19 protein-coding genes and 1 riboswitch are annotated in these 21,136 nt (G+C 47.8%); of the genes, 18 read left to right on the top strand and 1 reads right to left on the bottom strand.

What is annotated here, in order from left to right; translation table 11 throughout:
- The first annotated feature begins 19 nt into the window (after positions 1 to 19).
- Positions 20 to 100, top strand: a riboswitch (cyclic di-GMP riboswitch).
- A gap of 13 nt (positions 101 to 113) precedes the next feature.
- From MKX59_RS21750 to MKX59_RS21740, 3 genes are all read left to right on the top strand, one after another.
- Positions 114 to 1,688, top strand: coding sequence for a glycosyl hydrolase (locus MKX59_RS21750; RefSeq protein WP_071559045.1), 1,575 nt, complete (start codon positions 114 to 116; stop codon positions 1,686 to 1,688).
- 48 nt (positions 1,689 to 1,736) lie between these two features.
- On the top strand, positions 1,737 to 4,031 hold the full coding sequence (locus tag MKX59_RS21745; protein ID WP_209941260.1) for a hypothetical protein: 2,295 nt from the start codon (positions 1,737 to 1,739) through the stop codon (positions 4,029 to 4,031).
- Between the two features lie 311 nt (positions 4,032 to 4,342).
- Complete coding sequence (locus tag MKX59_RS21740; protein ID WP_025720481.1) at positions 4,343 to 4,525, top strand: hypothetical protein; 183 nt, start codon at positions 4,343 to 4,345, stop codon at positions 4,523 to 4,525.
- Between the two features lie 53 nt (positions 4,526 to 4,578).
- Here MKX59_RS21740 and MKX59_RS21735 read toward each other — a convergent pair whose 3' ends face one another.
- The gene (locus tag MKX59_RS21735) at positions 4,579 to 4,947 is read right to left on the bottom strand and encodes a helix-turn-helix domain-containing protein (RefSeq protein ID WP_023987431.1); all 369 of its coding nucleotides are present in this window, start codon (positions 4,945 to 4,947) and stop codon (positions 4,579 to 4,581) included.
- 327 nt (positions 4,948 to 5,274) lie between these two features.
- On the opposite strand from MKX59_RS21735, the gene MKX59_RS21730 reads away from it, so the two are divergent.
- The 15 genes from MKX59_RS21730 to MKX59_RS21660 all read left to right on the top strand — a co-directional run bounded on the left by MKX59_RS21730 (position 5,275) and on the right by MKX59_RS21660 (position 20,949).
- Complete coding sequence (locus tag MKX59_RS21730; RefSeq protein WP_023987432.1) at positions 5,275 to 6,024, top strand: YveK family protein; 750 nt, start codon at positions 5,275 to 5,277, stop codon at positions 6,022 to 6,024.
- Positions 6,005 to 6,691 (top strand): CpsD/CapB family tyrosine-protein kinase, encoded by a 687-nt coding sequence (locus MKX59_RS21725; RefSeq protein ID WP_023987433.1) that lies wholly within the window; start codon positions 6,005 to 6,007, stop codon positions 6,689 to 6,691. The genes MKX59_RS21730 and MKX59_RS21725 overlap by 20 nt, the downstream gene beginning before the upstream one ends.
- An 85-nt stretch (positions 6,692 to 6,776) precedes the next feature.
- Complete coding sequence (locus tag MKX59_RS21720; RefSeq protein WP_023987434.1) at positions 6,777 to 7,475, top strand: sugar transferase; 699 nt, start codon at positions 6,777 to 6,779, stop codon at positions 7,473 to 7,475.
- Positions 7,476 to 7,511: 36 nt separating this feature from the next.
- The gene (fcl, locus tag MKX59_RS21715; RefSeq protein ID WP_023987435.1) at positions 7,512 to 8,450 is read left to right on the top strand and encodes a GDP-L-fucose synthase; all 939 of its coding nucleotides are present in this window, start codon (positions 7,512 to 7,514) and stop codon (positions 8,448 to 8,450) included.
- A gap of 21 nt (positions 8,451 to 8,471) precedes the next feature.
- On the top strand, positions 8,472 to 9,461 hold the full coding sequence (gene gmd, locus MKX59_RS21710) for a GDP-mannose 4,6-dehydratase (RefSeq protein WP_023987436.1): 990 nt from the start codon (positions 8,472 to 8,474) through the stop codon (positions 9,459 to 9,461).
- A gap of 77 nt (positions 9,462 to 9,538) precedes the next feature.
- A complete protein-coding gene (locus MKX59_RS21705; RefSeq protein ID WP_028543103.1) occupies positions 9,539 to 10,882 on the top strand; it encodes a flippase in 1,344 nt (447 codons plus the stop codon).
- Positions 10,869 to 12,131 (top strand): hypothetical protein, encoded by a 1,263-nt coding sequence (locus tag MKX59_RS21700; protein ID WP_340858924.1) that lies wholly within the window; start codon positions 10,869 to 10,871, stop codon positions 12,129 to 12,131. The genes MKX59_RS21705 and MKX59_RS21700 overlap by 14 nt, the downstream gene beginning before the upstream one ends.
- 748 nt (positions 12,132 to 12,879) lie before the next feature.
- On the top strand, positions 12,880 to 14,112 hold the full coding sequence (locus MKX59_RS21695) for a glycosyltransferase family 4 protein (RefSeq protein ID WP_053324856.1): 1,233 nt from the start codon (positions 12,880 to 12,882) through the stop codon (positions 14,110 to 14,112).
- Positions 14,109 to 15,350, top strand: coding sequence for a glycosyltransferase family 4 protein (locus MKX59_RS21690; protein ID WP_071559038.1), 1,242 nt, complete (start codon positions 14,109 to 14,111; stop codon positions 15,348 to 15,350). Before MKX59_RS21695 ends, MKX59_RS21690 begins: the two co-directional genes overlap by 4 nt.
- Complete coding sequence (locus tag MKX59_RS21685) at positions 15,328 to 16,137, top strand: WecB/TagA/CpsF family glycosyltransferase (protein ID WP_340858923.1); 810 nt, start codon at positions 15,328 to 15,330, stop codon at positions 16,135 to 16,137. The genes MKX59_RS21690 and MKX59_RS21685 overlap by 23 nt, the downstream gene beginning before the upstream one ends.
- A gap of 51 nt (positions 16,138 to 16,188) precedes the next feature.
- A complete protein-coding gene (locus MKX59_RS21680) occupies positions 16,189 to 17,529 on the top strand; it encodes a UDP-glucose dehydrogenase family protein (protein ID WP_340858922.1) in 1,341 nt (446 codons plus the stop codon).
- Positions 17,530 to 17,543: 14 nt separating this feature from the next.
- Complete coding sequence (locus tag MKX59_RS21675; protein WP_340858921.1) at positions 17,544 to 18,521, top strand: LCP family glycopolymer transferase; 978 nt, start codon at positions 17,544 to 17,546, stop codon at positions 18,519 to 18,521.
- 131 nt (positions 18,522 to 18,652) lie between these two features.
- Positions 18,653 to 19,144: a hypothetical protein gene (locus tag MKX59_RS21670; protein ID WP_023987444.1), complete on the top strand. Its 492-nt coding sequence runs from the start codon at positions 18,653 to 18,655 to the stop codon at positions 19,142 to 19,144.
- Between the two features lie 109 nt (positions 19,145 to 19,253).
- Positions 19,254 to 20,174, top strand: coding sequence for an ABC transporter ATP-binding protein (locus MKX59_RS21665; protein ID WP_023987445.1), 921 nt, complete (start codon positions 19,254 to 19,256; stop codon positions 20,172 to 20,174).
- A complete protein-coding gene (locus MKX59_RS21660; RefSeq protein ID WP_340858920.1) occupies positions 20,167 to 20,949 on the top strand; it encodes an ABC transporter permease in 783 nt (260 codons plus the stop codon). The genes MKX59_RS21665 and MKX59_RS21660 overlap by 8 nt, the downstream gene beginning before the upstream one ends.
- Positions 20,950 to 21,136 lie beyond the last annotated feature (187 nt).

The following is a 21,136-nucleotide window of genomic DNA, read 5'->3' as shown; positions in this document are numbered from 1 at the left end:
AAGGAATCCAAACTCCTTCCAACGATAAACGCAGCCCTGTCGAAAGGCAGGTACGCAAAGCTAAAGGGCCTTCCACAAGGATGGCAGCCTGGCTACCGAAAGGAAGAGCGAAAGTGAGATTCAATTTTATTCCTCTGTATCGACTGATACGTCATGTACTCCCCGTTGTTATGCTTTTTTCATTGTTGCCCGTCGGTTTTGGAGATTCTCTGTCGGTGGCGAATGCCGCTTCATTACAACCTGTTAATTCGGACGCTTCTACTCAGGCCCGTGAACTATACAATTATTTACTCAACATCTCAGGGAAAAAAATAGTCACCGGTCAGCATGATTATTTGGAAAGTCCAGATGAATTAAGTAACAAGGTCCAAAAAATCAGTCAGGCATATGTTGGTGTACACGGCTATGAGATGGGAGCTATCTCTGGTCAATCTGACGCTACGGAAGCAGCACAACGTAAAAATGTCGTCGATAGTGCTATCCGTTGGGACAGATCCGGTGGTATTGTGACGATGACTTTTCATGAAGCGCTACCAGGTAGGCCACTGACTTGGGCCAATGTACAGGCGAAAGTAAGTCAGGCAGAGTTCAACAAATACGTGACTCCAGGTACTGCGCAGTATAACCTCCTCATTGCCGATCTGGATAAGGTCGCTGTATCGTTAAAGCAGCTTCGTGATGCAGGGGTTCCGGTTTTGTGGAGACCTTACCACGAAATGAATGGTGACTGGTTCTGGTGGGGAAACAAAAATAATTTCAATCAGCTATGGAATATCATGTACGACCGTTTTACAAACACACATCAATTGAACAATCTGCTGTGGGTATGGAGTCCGAATGCTCCCAATTCGTATACCGTCCCATATACCCCGAAATACCCGGGGGATGACAAAGTGGACATTTTGGCAGTAGACATTTACAACAATGATTTTAAGCAAAGTCATTACGAAGGTCTGCTCGGGTTGGCACGGAATAAGCCGATTGCCATTGGGGAGCACGGTGAGATGCCTAGTTCTGAGGTATTGCAGGCTCAACCTAAATGGGTATATTCCATGACTTGGGGCAAGATGCTGACTGAGAATAACACAACAAATCAAATTCAGGATTATATGAATGATTCGAAGAGTTTGACGCGGGATGATGTGAAAAATGGGCTGGCAGCAATCGAACAACCTGGGACAGACGTACCGACCTTACCGGACGAGGGACAAAGTGAGCCTATCCCGGCTCCGACTCCTCCTTCCGTTCCTGATGTGGTATATGTGAACGGGCTGCAGGGCGAATATTTTAACAATATGAATTTGAGCGGAAGTCCTGCTTTGATCCGTACAGATAGCAAGCTGGACTACAACTGGCGTGCCAATGCAGCTGATCCAAAGGTGAATGCCGATCAGTTCTCGGTTCGCTGGACGGGTAAAATCAAACCGCAATATAGCGAGACCTATACGTTCACAACGATATCTGATGACGGTATCCGTGTATGGGTAGATGGCAAGTTGGTTATTGACAGCTGGTTCAAACAAAGCTGGACAGAGCGTAAAGGCAGTATTACTTTGGAAGCAGGCAAAATGGTAGATTTAAAAGTGGAATACTATGATGAAAAAGGCGACGCGATGGCACGTCTAATGTGGGAAAGTCAGCATGAAGCGAAAGCGGTGATTCCCGGAAACGCTTTGTTTCTTCCTTGATTGATACTCTTTCCCGGTCAAAAAATTTGAGGAGAGAGGGTGGATCATATGATAAAAAAATGGTTATCCCATAGGTATTCAGTAGTTTTATCTGGACTACTAGCGGTCGTAGCTATAGCGATGATCGCTTGGTTTATATACACGCCTTCAAGAAGCGCAGAATTGCAGACGGATAAAGTAGCGGCTGCCAGTCCAGTATGGAAGCTGGGTCAGAGGGATGACTCTTCAGCGGAATTCAAAGGTGTGGTCGGTAGGGATAATATCGATATTTCTACAGCAGCTGCCTCTACCGAATCGTCTGCTAAAGGATCATTGTCAGCATTGTCGGAAGCAGAGAGTACAACAGTTCCGGTATTGCTCAGCAGTGGAGATATTCCTCCCGGTTTGAATGCGTCCACGAACCCTGAACTGACACTCCAGTATAAGCTGAATCAGATTCCTCCCAATGGTATGATATTCCGTGTTCGGATTTTGGATGCGGGCAAAGCAGTCCCGCAAATGGCTGTATTTTCAAATCATCAGCTGTCCGGTATTATTCAGATTGCCGGGGTTTCCGGTACTGGGAGTGCTTATAATTTCAAAAACAACTACGAGCTGTATATACCCAAAGAGCAATTGCAAAGCGGTGTTAACGTACTCAAGCTAAAGACAGCGCGCTGCCTATACTGCTCCTCTGCAGAAGATAAAAATGTGTGGTGGACTTGGGATGACTTGAGCTTGGAGACGTTAGCTTCACCTGCGACCGAACCGGTACACGGTAAATATATACTGACCGGAACAAATGTGAACAATAAAGAATTTTATTATGATCAGGGTGCAGTTAAGCATTTACCATACGTTCTCAAGTGGCTGGGCATTGCTTATAGTGGCAACGTCATGAGGGTCACCTGTGCCAGTAATGTGGGCAAGGCCTGTACAGACGTGGATGATTACTATCAAACGTTAAAGCAGTATAATATGCAATCGTCTGCTTTGTATTTATATACAGGTGATATTAAGCTGCAAAAAGATGGTTCTCTACCAGAGACGGCCAAGCAAAAGTTGCGCGATTATGTAAAAAAATACGGTTCTTATCTTCAATATTATGAAGTAGATAATGAACCTGGATTATTTAATCGCTCCAAGGCGGTAAACCTGGCTGTGGCCAAGTGGTTGAATACAGAAGGCAAGCAATTGGCACCGCATCTCAAAACCGTAGCACCGGGCTGGGCCTACTGGCCAACGTACTCTACCAAAGCATGCAAAAATCAAACCAGTGGTACGCAAAAATGCGGTGACCCAGATGGATGGGAACGGGACCCGGCGCAACGTAAACAGCTGGAGGAAGTCACCGACCTGACCAATGGACACGCCTATGGTGAATCGTATAATGAAGAGGGCGGGGGCAGCTTCGTCCAAAATTTGAAAACCTTCGGCGGTTCGAGCAATGGACTGGCGAAAAAGATGCTGAACACAGAGTTCGGTACCAATGATACGCATCGAGACAATCCAGATTACGGGGCTAGTCAGCCACAAGCAGCTGCATTCGACCGGATTATGCGTTCGCAAATTGGGTTTGCCGATATGTTTATCCAGCACGCTGCTTTTTATAAAGATTATACGCTGTTTAAAACAGGCTTCGATCTGCAAAGTCATAACCCGGCCAACACAGAAATTTATCCGTTCGGGCAAGGACAGGACACCCGCGTTAAGATCATGAGACGCTTGAGCTTAGCCTATGCCACCCATGGAAAACCTCTGACTTATACAGTGCTGAATCCAGAGGATACCAAGGATAAGATGGTGTATGTTCGTGCGGTGGATACGTCCAAGCTTAAACCGCTGGCAGGTAGCGGCGCTACTTCAGACAAATTGCTGGTGAATCTAGTGAATTTCGAAGCTACCACGCAGACAGTTCGTGTACGCGTAACGATGCCGAAAGCCGGTTTGTACACGGGTGAACGTTTTGGAGCGGGTTCTACTTACAGTCAGGCACAACGTTCCATATCAGGGCTCAAGGCTTCTCCTGCTCTTGATTTTGAAGAAAAGCTGGGTCCTGGCGAAGCGGTACAATATATTTTGGAATTAAAAAGTACAGATCAAACCGCAGCTTCAGCTCCAACAGGGGTGAAGGCTGCCTCTGTTCAGGATGGGGCAGTAAAGATTAATTGGCTTCAGGCAGAAGGCGTATCTTCCTATGATGTGCTGCGTGCTGACGGGACCGACGGGGCCTATCAGGTGATCGCCTCGCAAGTAGCGGGAAGCACGTATACAGACCGCACAGTAAAAGCCGGAGGCCATTATGTCTACAAAGTTCGGGCGACCGGAGGCACTCAGGTTTCCCAGGCAGCCGAGGTCGCTTAATATTAGATCGGAATGTATATAGGACCTTAGATAACGAATACCTAACATCATTTCGAATTAAAACAAAAAAGAACCTATCAGGAGAAAATAGGACCTGACAGGTTCTTTTTTGTTGGAAAATCGTTCTGATTTGCCAATACTTTACGTATAATGAAGAAAAAAATAAGAAAATCCTTTTATATTCTCGTCATAAGACGACAACATTGCAGGTATGTATTCATATATAATAGTTTTGTTCATGACTATACATACATGGTTTGTGGGAAATCTCTTTCCGGTGACCAAGAATAATAAAGCGAGGTTAGTGCTGAATGAACAAGGAGACAGAATTAGGGGTGAACAACCCTCTTTTTCGAAACAACGTACAGAAAGCAGACAAAGCTGCCATCCACTTGGACATCCGGGACATCTTGCTCCAATGTGGTATCACGATACCAGAATGGCTAGAAAGCGACGCTGATGGAACCACATACCGGAAGGACAAGCGCGTGTAAATTCCAACGGCTGGTCTTACTTGAGCGAGACGTAAGGCAGTCGGCCGCGTTCTTTATTCCATCATTCGTTCCATTCGGACAAATGCAATAAAACGTTTGGCTTCTTCCTCAGACAAGGTGCGTCCGTCAATGGTCAGGTTGAAACGTCGCAGAATATCCTCGTCGGACAGTTCAAGCTGGTCCACAAATTCCCTCACATCTGAATCCAATATTGCCGCCGGATGGCTCGTACGTCCCACCAAGTAGTCAATCGTTACCCCAAAAATATCAGCGAGCTTGGTCAGGATCTCAAAATCTGGCTTGCGCCTATTTTTTTCATAGTGAGAAAGAGCTGCCCGCGTAATTCCGAGGGATTGCGCTAGTTCCTCTTGTTTTAATCCCTTATGTTCTCGTAATTCAGCGATGCGGGTGCCATAATTCATCTGTTTTTCCTCCTGAAGGCAAGGTTAAGAAAGGTAAAAAAGCAATTTTACGCTTGACAAGATACGTTTTGTATCATAAATTAGTTATGTAAGTTACATAACGTATCTTTATTTCATAGTTTTCACTTATGTCTTCGTTTATATACCCTAAGAGGCCACCGATGATTGAGCATTTTGTGCTTATTCGCTGGCTGGACCTTCTATGCGCTATTATACAACATTTTACTATAGATTAGAGGGTCATGCATCGTTCTTTTCCCCGTTATGCAGAGGATCAGTACAAGCGTTATTGCATCGAAAACAAGTCAATCAGGGAGGACTGGTCTTGTGCAGTTGAAAGAGTACATCCGTTTGATCCGTAAAAGAATGTGGTTGATTGGTAGCATCGTATTGCTGGTATGTACTGTAGTGGGCATAAAAAATGTATATTTTACCCCGCAGATTTACGAAGCTACCGCAAAGCTCATTATCAACCAGACGCCACGACCGGATCGTGCAGGTGTCGTTGATTACAGTGTAGTTCAAACGAATATAGCCTTAACGAACTCCTATAAGCAAATTATGATCTCCTCGGCGATTATGGATCAGGTGGTCGCCAGCTTCCCCGACCTTAAGGTCACTCCGTCAGCTTTGGCGTCAAAATTAAGAGTGAACACCGCAGGTGATTCACAGGTCATGGATGTAACAATCCGCGATTTATCGTATACGAAGGCTGTGAAAACCGTCAATGCGGTAGCCAAAGTATTCAAACGGCAAATCCCCTCTATCATGAAAATGGACAATGTCACCATCCTAAGCGAAGCCAGTCTGAATGATCCAGCAGTTCCCGTGAACAGTAATCCCGCTATACAGATATTTATTGCTTTTGCCACCTCTTTATTGTTGGGAATAGGCTTGGCGTTTTTGCTGGAGGTACTGGATGATACATTTAAGAATGAAGAGGATATTGAAAAAGAACTCGGTCTGCCCACCCTATCCCTGATTACGAAAATGAAAAAAGAAGATAAACGCTCCGACAGCTCCACTACAACTCCTAAACAGGTAGGTGAAGGGCAATATGCCGCGATTAATCAATAATCAGCTCGTTACATCCCTACATGCTCAGTCTTCCGTTTCGGAGGAGTACCGCATGCTTCGTACTAACATCCAGTTTTCTTCTATAGACGAGCCGATTGAGGTTATGATGGTGGCGTCCGCTCAGGCGGGTGAAGGTAGAACGGTCACGATTAGCAATTTGGCTGTAACCTATGCGCAAGAGGGGAAAAAGGTGCTGATTATGGATATGGATCTGCGTCGTTCCTCTTTGCACCATATGTTTGGTTTGCGTAATCACACGGGGCTGACACGGGTGCTTGCCAATCAACAGGCATGGCAGGATGTGGTTCAGGAAACCGGGATTGACCATCTGCATGCAATTACAGCCGGACCGAACCCGCCCAATCCGTCCGAGATGCTCAGTTCCCGCAGAATGAATGCTCTGCTGGTTGACCTAAAAGAACATTATGACGTGATCTTAATGGATACGCCGCCGTTGCTGTCCTTTCCGGATGGCTTAATTATAAGCGCTATGTGTGACGGAGTCATTCTGGTGGTGCAGGCAGGGAAAGTCAAAAAGGATATCGTCAAGAAAGCAAAAGCGAATTTGGAAAGAGTAAAGGCGCGCATTCTGGGTGTAGTACTTAATAATGTGAAGCGTTCGAATACCCGCGCCGAGCGGGGGATGGAGGAACGCAATCTGACATGAATAAAAAGGAGGAAAATGATAGTACATAAAATTCTTTTAACAATGTATAAATAATACTTATCAATAAGGAGCGAGGTGATGAGACGTGTCTTCTTCCCGCTCGAACGAGGCCGAAGTGCTGGGCGCGTCAGTGGATGTTTATTCGGTTGCTCATGGGCTTGAACGGCGGCAAGGATGGAACGTATACCCGTTCGTGAAGCGAAGCATGGATATTATATTGTCTTTCATTGGAATCATCGTGCTATGCCCAGTATTTCTGCTTGTCATTTTGCTGATTAAGCTGGAGGACCCAAAAGGCAGTGCAATATTTTATCAAGTACGTATTGGAAAAAACGAGCGGCCGTTTCGCATGATCAAATTTCGTTCTATGGTGTCTGATGCCGAAGCCAGATTGTCTGCACTGCTGGTGGAAAATGAAATTGAGGGTGCGATGTTTAAAATGCGGGACGATCCCCGAATTACCCGTGTGGGTCGCTTTCTTCGCAGAACGAGCATCGACGAGCTGCCACAACTGTTCAATGTACTACGTGGGCAGATGAGTCTGGTAGGACCCAGACCCCCATTGCCAAGAGAAGTCCATGATTACACAGTGAGAGATAAGCTGCGTCTGACGGTTACACCGGGCTGCACTGGTCTATGGCAGATCAGCGGTCGTAATCATCTAAGCTTTAACCAGATGGTAGAACTGGATTTGGAGTACATATCCAGACGCAGTTTCCGCACAGATATGATCATTATGCTGAAAACATTTCGTGTGCTGCTAGGCTCCAAGGATGCGTATTAAAGTCTTTCATTTTCACGAAGAAGGTAGGGGGTAAGTATGGATCTTCATTCCAACATATATGTAGCAGGGCATAACGGACTGGTGGGTTCCGCTATTGTCCGAGCGCTTCAGGATGCGGGTTACCGTCATATTATTACTCGCACAAGCCGTGAGCTGGATCTACGCAATAAAGAGGCAGTAGATCATTTTTTTGAAACAGAGCCTGTGGATTATGTATTTCTGGCAGCGGCCAAGGTTGGTGGGATTTTGGCGAATAACGAATATCCGGCTGATTTTATCCGTGACAATCTGCTTATACAAACGAATGTGATTGATGCGGCATACCGGGCGAATGTAGGCAAGCTGTTATTCCTCGGCTCTACTTGTATCTATCCTAAATTTGCTCCGCAGCCGTTGCGGGAAGAATATCTGCTTACAGGTGAACTGGAGCCTACTAATGAGGCCTATGCAATTGCTAAAATTGCCGGGATTAAAATGTGTCAGTCTTACAACCGTCAGTATGGAACCCGGTTTATTTCTGTGATGCCGACGAATTTATACGGTCCGGGCGACAACTTTGATCTCCAGACCTCTCATGTGCTGCCTGCGCTCATCCGCAAGTTTCATGAAGCCAAGCTGAATCAATCTCCGACTGTCGAAGTATGGGGCTCAGGTACGCCGCGGCGAGAATTTCTTCATTCTGATGATTTGGCTGAAGCCTGTCTGTTCCTGATGAACAATTATGAGGGAAATGAAATTGTAAATATCGGCGTAGGTGAGGATATCTCTATTCGTGAGCTGGCTGAACGAGTGAAGAATGTAGTCGACTATGAGGGAGAAATTACCTTTAACACCTCCGCTCCTGATGGAACGCCGCGTAAGTTGGTAGATGTATCCCGAATTTCCGAGCTGGGTTGGTCGGCGCGTATTTCACTAGAAGAGGGATTAAAGTCTGTGTATCAGGCATTTCAAGGTCTGGATCTGGTTGAACAATAAAAAAACGGTGGGGGAATGGGAATGAAAAAAGCGCTGATCACAGGGATTACCGGACAAGACGGGTCCTATCTGGCTGAGTTGCTGCTGTCCAAGGATTATGAGGTGTACGGGGTGCGCAGACGAACCAGCACACCGAACTTTGAAAATGTAGCGCATATCCAGAATGACATCCACTGGCTTTCCGGTGATATGACCGATCTGGCTTCATTGATCGAAGCCGTCCGTCAGTCCGACCCGGATGAGGTCTACAACTTGGCTGCTCAATCCTTCGTAGCGGCCTCATGGCCGCAGCCGTTGGCTACAGGTCAGATTACAGCGCTGTCTGTCACCAATATGCTGGAGGCGGTTCGAATTGCCAAACCGGAAGCGCGCTTTTATCAGGCGTCAAGCAGCGAGATGTTCGGTAAGGTGCTGGAGACACCGCAGACAGAAACGACTCCGTTTTACCCACGTAGTCCCTACGGTGTCGCCAAAGTATACGGCCATTGGATTACAGTGAACTATCGCGAAAGCTTTAATATGTTTGCTTGCTCTGGCATTTTGTTCAATCACGAATCCCCACGCCGAGGACTGGAATTTGTAACGCGTAAGGTGTCGGATGCGGTAGCTCGCATCAAGTTGGGGTTGCAGCAGGAGCTGCGCATGGGAAATTTGGATTCACTGCGAGACTGGGGTTTTGCAGGGGATTATGTAAAGGCGATGTGGCTGATGCTTCAGCAGGATCAACCGGATGATTACGTCATTTCCACGGGAGAAATGCATTCTGTGCGTGAACTGCTGCAAATTGCCTTTTCCCATGTAGGCCTAAATTATGAGGATTACGTCGTGATCGATCCTCAATTTGTCCGTCCGGCAGAGGTAGATCTATTGCTCGGCGATTGTGCCAAGGCGAAAGAAAAGCTGGGCTGGCGATTGGAAGTAGGCTTCGAGCAGCTCATTCATATGATGGTGGATACAGACTTGGAGCGGGTAAAAAGGCAGGCTGCAGTTGAAGCTTCTGTCGTCGTGTAAGAGATGGAGAGGCCATCCGCCTGGGCGGGGGTCTCTTCGCTGTACGCAAGGTCATTTTTCAAGATGGAGTAAAACCTATGACATTAGTCGAAAAACGCGCCAAACCGCGCAGAAGTTTGCTGGTGAATACATCATGGCTGTTCGGTGACAAAATGATTCGCATGGTGTTCGGCCTGGCAGTCAGCATCATCATGGCGAGAGTGTTGGGACCAGAGGAACTGGGAAAGTGGAATTATGCGGAATCCTTTTTCGGGATGTTTCTGATTTTCACGACCCTTGGCTTTGATTCTATATTAGTACGCGATCTTGTCAAAGACCCTAAGGATGAGCATGAGCTATTGGGTACGGCGGTTCTGCTGAAATTGGTAGGTACTTTGATGGCCATTGTACTGTCCTATTCTTTCATTTCACTGCTCAGACCGGAAGACAGTTCGGTGCGGTTGATCAATCTGATCTTGGCTACGGCCTCGGTATTTCAATTGTTTGATATCATCGACTACTGGTTTCGTGCGCAGATGCTGTCCAAATACACGGTCGTTGCCAAGAATACCGCCTTTGTTCTCGGCTCCACCATCAAAATCATTCTGTTGTTGTCCGGTGTTCCGATATGGGTGGTGGCGTTGTGTGCTCATGGAGAGTTTCTATTGGGGAGCCTGCTGCTGCTGTATTTCTTCCGTAAGGAAGGACGACGTGTGAAGCGATGGACGTTCCGCTTAGCCACAGCTCGGCGAATCATGAATCACAGCTGGCCGCTTATACTGTCATCTTCCGCTGTATATGTACAGGCACGGATCGATCAAGTCATTATCGGTGAACTGCTGGGGAACGCTGCGGTTGGGCAATACTCCGTTGCACTCCGACTCATCGAAGTGCTGGGCTTCATTCCGGTTGTTCTGACAACGGCCTATGCTCCAGTAGTAACCCGCTCCAAGCAGAAAGGAAGCGACGAATACAGACAGACATTGTCTACGGTGTATCGCCTGATGTTTATATGCTTTCTTGTGACCTCGGTACCTTTATTTTTTCTATCCCAATGGGTAGTGGTTGTGCTGTATGGGAAAGAATTTACCGAAGCAGGTTCGCTGTTGTCTCTGTTTGCGATTCGTCTGTTTTTCACTAACTTCAGTGTTGCTAAAAGCTTGTTTATTACCAATGAAAATTTGTTCAGATACACGCTGCTGACCTCGGTGGTGGGTGCGGTTACGAATATCGCTTTCAATTACGCGCTAATCCCGTTGCTTGGTGTCCGAGGGTCGTTAGTGGCGACGATCTTGTCCTTTACGATATCTGTATTTCTATTAGATTTGCTATTTAAGGAAGTTAAATCTAATTTGGGTTGGATGATGAAGTCCATCCTGACCTTCTGGCGTGTTCATATTACAGTACCGAAAGTTGGAGAGAACAATCATGATACCCATTAAACCGTTTGTTCGGCATGAGGAACAGTGCCCGCATTGTGGAAGTAAGGTACGTGGTGGAGAGGTGCTGTGGCAGGGAATCCATGTATGTGTCAGCACTGCGTGTGAGGGGTGCGGACGCGAATATCTCGAGGACATGAGGGTCGGTCATGCCACGTATTCACCTTATCGTGTAGAAATGCCTGACTATATTCTGACAGGTGATGCGAAGTCGAGAAAATGGCTCGGAGAGCCTTTGCGGCAATCGTTGATGAATCCTTCCTATGACTTAGCAGTCGGCATGACTGTGCATAAAATGAAAGCTTCTACACGTGTGATTATCATCAACACAATGGATTATTTGTATGGCCATGCTTTGCTCAAGCTGCTCAATGTGCAACGCGAATACGAGCAATCGCCGGACCTGGGCATCATCGTCATTGTGCAAAAGTCGCTGGAATGGATGGTGCCAGCATATGTGTCTGAAATTTGGACGGTTGATGTGCCGTTCAGCAGGGCACGAAACTTTTATCCTGTGCTACATCATCGGATGATTGAGGAACTGATGCGTTTTGATGAGGTGTATGTCAGCCCGGCATATTCACATCCCAATCAGTTTGATATTGAGCAGTTTACAGGTGTCTCCCGCTATGACGAGAGGCGTGAGTCGGAGCCACGCATTACCTTCGTATGGAGGGAAGATCGCTTGTGGAGCGGCAGCCATCATATCGCAAGAGCGGTACAGAAATTTCCGCAGCTCAAACGTGGGCTAAAACCGCTAATTTATCATCAGCGCAGTAAAATCATACGACTGTTCCGCAGGCTGAGAGAAAGCTTCCCAGATCATCGTTTTACAGTCGCTGGACTTGGGCGTACCGGGAGCTTCCCGGCATGGATTTCTGATGAGCGTGTCACACGCTTTGACCGGGAAAGTGAGCTGCGGGTCTGCGAGGTATACGCAGCCAGCCGATTAGTGATCGGCATCCACGGCTCTAATATGCTGCTGCCCTCTGCGCATGCTGGCATGACCATTGATTTGATGCCCAAGGACCGATGGGGGAATTACGCTCAGGATATTTTATTTCACGAAACTGATCATCGGCTTACGGCCTACAAATACCGCTTTGTGCCGATGGAATCGAGTGTGACTTTAGTGGCGGATATGGCAGCTGCTCAGCTCAAAGGGGCAGACCATTTTAATATGCAGATGATGGAGGAAAGGCAGCGTGAACATTCAAGTTGGAGGGGAAAGGCCGCTTCGGGGCGGGTTTGATCCTGGAGCAACTATTGTGGATGGAAGGCCGCTTCGGGACGGGTTTGATCTTCCGATCGCTGTTGACGTGGGATTCCTTTGTTTGAATAAAGCCCTACAGAGGGCGGAATCCCTCGTCAAAGGCGACCGCTTCGCTTCTTCAGATTCAAACCCTTACCCTCCGCTACCCACCGCAGCCAAAAAGAATTTCCCCCAGCCCATAAGGTGGGGAAGGTAAAAGCCGCCTGGCGATAGCTTCGCCCTATCGCCTCGAACATCACGCCGGGCATGCATGCCGGCGAAATTAATGCTCTGTACCGTTCTCTGTCAGGGTGACAGTGTTTGGTGGATAACACTCACGGCAAGCAACAATCAAGCCTAGCTAAGGTCTCGTGGTCAGCCCTGCGGTAGTAGCTCTATGCTGTTCAATCGTTTATCGCTAATGTGATCGGTATACAAGGTAGCGCGCGGTCAACGGCTGCATGCATTCGCTCGCGTATATCTGCGCAGCGGGGGCACTTCATGCCAGCATTCCCTTTTTTTAAAATGGGGTGACTTTATGGACCCGGCGGTCAGCAGCGGAGCGGTCCATTTGAATCTGAAGAAGCGCTAGCGTTCGCCTTTGCAGTGGGATTCTTACCTCGGAATGTTTTATATATCCAGGAATCCCACTGCAACAGCGATCGGAAGATCAAATGGAACGCGCAGCGTTCTCTGAACCCTCCGTGCTCCATAACTCACCCAATATGAAATGGCAGGAGCCCTGATGATGATTCAAAAAATATTGTATCTCCGCAATTTTGCTAGCAAGGTGAACGGGGACTCATACAATTTACAGGAAGTCGGTTTGGGCAAAGCACTCGTTCGAAAAGGCTATGATTGCGATATTGTTTACTACAACGATCGTAAAGAAACCCATCTGGAACAGGTCTACCGTCACGAAGGATGCACCTTGCGTATTATCTGGCTCCACGGGTTTAAGTTCTTAAGCAACAGCATCTACAGAGATGTTCTCAAAGATTCTTTTCTGGATGCTTATGGTCTGGTCATTACTACAGAATACAACCAGATCATGACCTATCTGCTTTCTCGCAAATGTCCTGATAAGCTGGCGTTGTATCACGGCCCATACCGAGATAACACGCACGCGCTGATCCGCAAACTGTACGATATTATGCTGCTGCCGAAGGTAGCAAAATCTCTACGCCGTACCTATGTCAAATCCGATCTTGCCAAGTGCTATTTGGAGAATAAAGGTTTTGACAACGTGGTTACGATTGGAGTCGGACTGGATCGCAGTAAAGTAGAGAGAGCATTCAACAGTGAAACCAGTAACAACAGTGAAGACATAAGCGGAGAACGTGAGGAAAACCGTGAGGTCGCGAATGAGCTGCGTCGAATCGGAGATCGTCCGGTGCTACTGTATGTTGGTGTACTGGAGGAACGGAGAAATATACGTTTTATGCTGAGTACGTTCAAAAGGGTACTCCAAAAGCATCCTAGCTGCCTTTTGTTAATGGTCGGGAATGGACGGAAGACGGACACAGACCGCTATTGGACATATGCTCATGAGCTGGGAATAACGGACAGTATTATACATTTTTCAAGAGTGGAGCAACGTCATCTGTGGCAGGTTTATGGAGCGGCGGATGTGATGCTGTTTCCGACCCAATACGATATTTTTGGTATGGTGCTGCTGGAAAGCATGCTGTTTCGCGTCCCGATTATCTCTTCGGTAAACGGGGGCTCGGTTACCTTGATTGAGGACGGAGTGAGCGGAGTGATGCTGAGAAGCTTTTCAGAAGAGGAATGGTCTGGTCGGATAGGCGCTTTGCTGGATAATGCTGAGCTGAGACGAAGTATGGCGGAGAAGGCCTTCCTTACGGTCGAGCGTATGTCGTGGGATCGCATTGCGGATGAAATAGTAAGCCATCAAGGGATCAAGCCCGGGAATTCTAACCACGTTATGCAATCAACGCAGGAAAGAGGGGCAGCAACGTGAGCCAACAGGTCAGCAGACAGATGAACCCTCCTGTAAGCAAGGTGCTGATCATCCATAACTTTTATCAGCAAAGCGGGGGAGAAGACAAGGTTGTCGAGCAAGAATCGGCTATGCTGCGTTCCAGAGGAATAGAGACAGAGCATTACTATGTGCACAACGACAGTATTCAAAGCAGAGGGCTAGCGAACATGGCAAAGCTGGCAGTAGAGGCGGCATGGTCCCTGCCGGAATTCAAAAGAATCAAGAAGCTGCTTTTACAGGTGAAGCCGGATGTGGTGCATGTGCATAATTTTTTCCCGGTTATATCCCCTTCGGTCTATCATGCTTGTGAACGGCTGGGGATTCCGGTTGTCCAGACACTGCATAATTACAGGCTGATTTGTCCGGCGGCAACCTTTATGCGAGGGAATAAGGTTTGTGAAAAATGCCTGCACGGCACGCTGCTGCACTCCATCCGTCATGGATGCTATCGAGGTTCACAGCTTCAGACGATTCCGGTGGCGGCGATGATTAAGTTCAACGATCTGATCGGCACATGGCAGCACAAGGTAAGTCGCTATATTGCGCTGACGGAGTTTGCACGGGACAAATTTGCCGAAAGCGGTATTCCGCTGGATCGTATCGCGGTAAAGCCGAATTTTATCCATCATAAAACAGTGAAAACCCAGTATGACCCGAATGATCGTTATTTGTTGTTCGTGGGGCGGATTTCTGCTGAAAAAGGGGTTCGCAATCTGCTGCAAGCCTGGTCACAGTTGGAAGATCGGGGGGGATTTAGACTGGTCATCATTGGGGATGGTCCGGAAAAGGCTGAATTGGCCGCTGCTTATCCGCAGGAAGATGTTCGGTTTCTCGGTAAGCAGGATGGAGACACGGTACTGGATTGCATGAGCCGGGCCATGTATGTCATGGTGCCTTCCATTTGGTATGAAGGATTTCCCATGACCATTGTAGAGTCTTTTTCTGTTGGAACTCCGGTATTATGCAGCCGGCTCGGTGCACTGGAGGAAGTCGTGGAGGACGGGGTGACGGGTTTCCATTTTCAACATGATGATTTGGAAAATATAAAGACTGTGATTCGCTGTGCAGTAGCCTATGAAAACTATGCAGCTATGAGACAGAAGGTGTCGGAAAATTATGCTGCACGCTATACGGAAGAAGTGAATGTAAAGCAGCTGATGGCGATATATAGCGAGGCGATGGAGGAGCGTGATTATGAAACAGCTGCCCCAATATAGAGTCGGAAGGATTGCGGATGCAGATATTGCAGCACTTACGTTTCAGGAGACGGTACACATGCTGGAACAATGGGCAGTCGAACGAAAGGACGGCTATGTATGTATTTGCAACACGCATTCCATTGTCACAGCCGGGAATCATTCCGAGTTCCACAAAGCGCTCACTCAAGCCGATTTGTGTACTCCGGACGGTATGCCGTTGGTATGGGCGCTTAAGCTGTACGGATTTGAGCGTCAGGATCGGGTAGATGGTCCCAGTCTGATGCTCAAGTTGTGCGAACGTGCGCCACAGACGAAGGTGAGTATATATTTTTACGGCAGTACGCCGGATACGCTGGATAGCTTAAAAGAAAGAGTAGAACAGGATTACCCCGGAATCCGCATCGCGGGCAGCTTTTCACCACCATTTCGTGAGCTTCACCCAGATGAGGAGGAGCGGATCATTGATGAAATCAATGCGTCCGGCGCGCATATCATATTCGTCAGCTTAGGCTGCCCGAAGCAGGAAATATGGATGCATCGAAACAAAGACCGCATTCATGGCGTGATGATTGGAGTAGGGGCGGCCTTTGACTATATCACTGGAAAGGTTCGTAGACCGCCGCTAGCGATACAAAAGCTGGGGCTGGAGTGGCTGTATCGTCTGGTCTGCGAACCGAAGCGATTATGGAAGAGGTATGCCTATAACAATCCGATGTATGTATACCGTTTTCTAAAATCTTATCGGCAAAACAAACGGCTTACGCTTTATCATAATCGGCTTGCAGGAAGAGATATAGAGAAGTGAAGTCGGTAAAAGCAGGATGCAATGAGACAGCATGTAAGAGGGGGAGTTGCTTTGAAGCTATGTGTAATGGGTGCAGGGTATGTCGGGCTGGTGTCGGGGGTCTGTTTTGCCGCACTCGGGAATACCGTCGTCTGTGTAGATCAGAATGAGGACAAAATTCATCAGCTGCGTGCAGGTGGGGTGCCGATTTATGAACCGGGATTAAAGGCTCTAATTAAAGATAATGTAGAACAAGGCCGACTAAGCTTTACAACAGATACGGCTGCTTCGGTGGAGGCAGCCGAAATTGTTATTTTGGCGGTCGGTACGCCTTCGCTGCCAGGCGGAGAAGCGAACCTGTCCTATATTGAAGAAGCCGCCTGCGAGGTGGCAGACGCCATGAATGGCTACAAAATAATTGTCACCAAAAGCACGGTGCCTGTCGGAACGAACGAACGTATTCAAAATTGGATTGCGAGCCGCACAAATTATCCGTTTGGTGTGGCTTCGGTTCCCGAATTTTTACGTGAAGGTTCAGCAGTCATAGACACCCTACAGCCAGATCGAATCATCATCGGAGCTTCCGATCCGCATGTGTCCACTGTGCTGACTACACTGCACGAACCGTTGACGACAAATATCGTAACCACGGATATCCGTTCGGCGGAGATGATCAAGTACGCGTCGAATGCTTTTTTGGCGACCAAAATTTCGTTTATTAATGAGATTGCAAATATTTGTGAAAAGGTGGGCGCAGACGTTACACGCGTGGCACACGGTATGGGGCTGGATCAGCGGATCGGTTCCTCCTTTTTGTCTGCTGGTATCGGCTATGGGGGTTCCTGTTTTCCCAAGGATACACAAGCTCTGATCCAAATTGCTGGCAACGTGGACTATGAATTCAAGCTGCTGAAATCTGTGGTGGAAGTGAATCAGGGGCAACGTTTTAACGTGATTCGTAAGCTAAAAGAGGCGCTGGGTGATCTGGAAGGAGCCACGATTGGCATATGGGGGCTGGCCTTTAAACCGAATACAGATGATGTAAGAGATGCCCCGGCGCTGGATATTATGCAGTCGCTGCTGGAGGCAGGGGCGCAAATTCGTGCATATGACCCGATCGCTACCGCTAACTTCCGCCGACTGCTGGACAGCTCGGAAGTAACGTGGGCAGATAGCGCACGAGAAGCGGCAGAGGGATGTGACGCACTGTGTCTATTGACGGAATGGGAAGAGTTTGGTGATATCGGGCTGGGTGAGCTGAATGAGCTTATGAAATATCCTATTATGATCGACGGACGCAATGTGTACAGCGAGGAGCAAATCAGACAATCCCCCTTTGCATACTATTCTGTCGGTAGGCCACAGATGAACAATCTGGATGTAGATCGTTATCAGTCTGTAGTAAATCCGTAAAGGGGAGGCTGCATATGAAACGATGGCTGAAGATGACATTGGGGGCTGCGGCGTTATTGGTCGTAGGGGCTACTGCCTACACCGCTTATGTGTATCATTCCTTTAAAACAGCGGCGAATGCGATGTATCATCCGCGCAGCATCGTGCAGCCTGGGTCGGTTTCTACCCTTGCAACGGGCGGAGCAGGGCGATCCGTAGATACAGACTCTGGATCAAGTACACCCAATCCGGCAGCCATCTCCCAGTTCAAGCCGTTCACCGTGCTGGTACTGGGCGTAGATCGGCGGTCTCACGATCCAGGACGATCGGATACGATGATCGTCTTGTCTGTTAACCCTGCCGAAGGCTCTATGTTGATGTTCAACATCCCACGTGATACGCGAACAGAGTTGATCGGCAGGGGGCGTGAGGACAAAATCAATCACGCTTTTGCTTTTGGGGGCGTGGATATGTCGATCCGTACGGTAGAGCATTTTTTGAACCATCCGATAGATTACTATGTACAGATGAACATGGAAGGGTTTGCGAAAATGGTGGACCTTGTGGGGGGAGTCGAGGTTCATAACCCACTTGATTTTCAATATGAGGGCCATCATTTTGCGCAGGGTAATTTGAACTTGAACGGGGCTGAGGCGTTGGCCTACGCCCGTATGCGTTTTGATGATCCACGTGGGGATCTCGGAAGAAATGCTCGCCAGCGGGAGCTACTCAAGCAAATTCTTGCCCAGTCCATCAGCAAGGAAGGGCTGTTGAGGGTAAAACCGATACTGGAGGCAGCGGGGGAGCAGATTCGCACAGACATTACCTTTGACGATATGACCACCTTCCTGACCCGGATCGGTCCGTCCCTCAAGCAGACGGATACCGTTGAGCTGAAGGGACATGGGCGTAAAATCAACGGCGTGTATTATTACATTGTGGATGAGCAGGAACGCCAGCGTATCCATGGAGTGCTGGAGAAGCACATGCTTACCGAGGCCATATCGCCTTAGGTAAGCCTTATGTAGACGGGTGCCCTATTGGGAGGTCACCCGTTATTTTCTTATAAAGTCTTCTAAAAAAGGCATGTCCCACATACATCTGTAGAGAATTCGGTATAGTCCAACAGAGGGAGGGGCAATGTGTGCTGTTTAGAAGGAGAGCGGCTTCGGCGTTCGTCCGTAAGCTATTATATTTTGCAATCATATGTGGATTGTTATGGTTGCTGTGGCTGGGTCTGCATGGGGTGATGTCTACAGGCGAGGGCGATCAAGCGGTAGAAGCACTGAACGAGTTCTACACTATGGAGCAATCGGGAAATTTCGGAGGCTCATGGGAGCTTTTTCATTCGCAAATGAAAAAGAAATTCGAGAAGTCCACGTATGTACAGCAGCGTGCGCACGTTTTTATGCAGGATATGGGGACGGATACGTTCACGTTTGAACTGGGGGAGCCGCAGGCTGAATATGACATTCGTACCGATCAGAATGGAGAAGAGTTAGGGAAAGTTTACCGTATTACGGTCACTCAGCATTACAAGACCCGATTCGGCAACTTTGATATCGTACAGCCTTGTTATGTGACGCAGGAAGATGAGAAATGGCGGGTGCTTTGGATATATAAGGACAAGGAATAGAGGTTGCGTGGTGTTTCTAAAAGGTTAAATATGGTACAATACTTCCAAAACCGGAAATGTACAGTAAAATGGATCACAGCTTCACTCCGGATGGAAGGAGTTTCAAAGCATGCAGCAAGCGACAGGACAGGTTCCCGTCATACGTATGGAGGGTGTGAGTAAAATCATTTCCTCAAAAGCGATCGTGGATGATCTGACGCTGGAGGTTCCGGCGGGGCAGGTATTTGGTTTCCTTGGACCCAATGGTGCGGGAAAAACGACCACCATCCGTATGATGGTTGGCCTGATTTCGATCAGCAAGGGCGATATTCATATTTGTGGAGACAGCATTAATACCGATTTTGAAAAGGCCGTTGCCCATGTCGGCGCGATTGTTGAGAACCCGGAGATGTACAAGTTTTTGACAGGCTATCAAAATTTGCAGCATTTTGCGCGAATGTCTCCTGGCGTGACCCAAGAGCGCGTGGAAGAAGCGATTCGTCTGGTGGGACTCGGAAATCGGATTCACGATAAAGTAAAAACCTACTCGCTCGGGATGCGGCAGCGACTTGGGGTAGCTCAGGCGATTTTGCATCGACCGAAGCTGCTTGTGCTGGACGAGCCGACCAATGGCTTGGACCCGCAGGGTATTCGTGAACTGCGGGATTATTTGCGTCAATTGACCCGTACGGAAGGAATTACTGTATTCGTATCAAGCCATTTGTTGTCCGAGATGGAGCTGATGTGCGACCGTGTAGCTATTATTCAGAGCGGACGGCTGGTTGATATCAAGCAACTGAAGAATACAGGGGAGGAAGTGCAGAAGGCGGAAATTGCTTTTGAGGTAAATGATGCCGAACAAGCTTATGCGCTTGCTGGAGCAGGGCGCGTCGAAGGTAATCAACTGCTGCTTCACCTGGAGCGGGAACAGATTGCAGAGATGAACAGCCTGCTGGCTGCAAATGGCATTAAAGTATATGCGATTCGCCCGGTTGCCCGTACGCTGGAAGATCAATTTTTGGAAGTGACGGGAGGCGGGGTCATTGGGTGATTTCTTCAAGCTGGTACATAACGAAAATCTGAAAATTTACCTGCGTATGCGCACATGGATTATGCTGGGATTGCTGGCGGTCATCACTGCTGTGATTCCGATGCTGATTTCCCTGGTTTCCGATCAGGTCAGTGTGTGGGATGGGATTGCGTTGACGACGTTGTTTACATTTTTCCTCAATACGACGTTTACGGTCATTGTAGCCGCTGATTCGGTGGCTGGTGAATTTACTTGGGGAACGATTAAGCTGCTGCTCATCCGACCTTGGACTCGCAGCAAAATATTGTTGTCCAAGTATTTATCCGTGATTTTGTTCAGTTTGCTCGGAACGATCATTTTGATCTTGATGGTTACGCTGTCCTCATGGCTGATGTTGTCCAAGGATGCACCAGCGGGTTCTGTTCCACTGTTCAGTGATCCGATATCTTATGTAACGCTGAACTTTTTGTATAGCTATATCGCCTTATTCGTGACGATGGCCTTTGCTTTTATGCTGTCCGCTGTTTTCCGTTCCAGTGCCTTGGCGATTGGGCTGTCACTGTTCATGATGTTCACCAAAACAGTTTATAACACGATTGGCTTGTTCAGCACAGATCGTTTTGAATGGACCAAATACGTTCTATTTACGCATATGGATCTGAAAAAATATTTAGATATGCCGCCGGGTACGGTAAGTTCCAGTCTAACCTTTTCGCTCACCGTGCTGGCCGCCTATTATGTGATTTTTATCGCCATTGCCTGGGTGGTTTTCGTAAAACGGGATGTTTCGACCTAAATCGAAGTGCCATAGAGTAACACAAAGGACGTTCAAATGCCTAGCATTTGGACGTCCTTTTGTTATTTCAGGAATTTTACAAAATCCTCATTTAAGACTATTTTATGCTGTATCTATGTCATTTTTTACTACACATTCTGCGTGCAGGGGTATATTGTAATCTATTTTCAGCAAGAATCAATCAATA

Origin of the sequence: Paenibacillus sp. FSL R7-0340 (genome assembly GCF_038002205.1) — a bacterium.
GTDB classification, from domain to species: Bacteria; Bacillota; Bacilli; order Paenibacillales; family Paenibacillaceae; genus Paenibacillus; species Paenibacillus polymyxa_B.
This window is presented reverse-complemented; position numbering and strand designations above follow the sequence as displayed.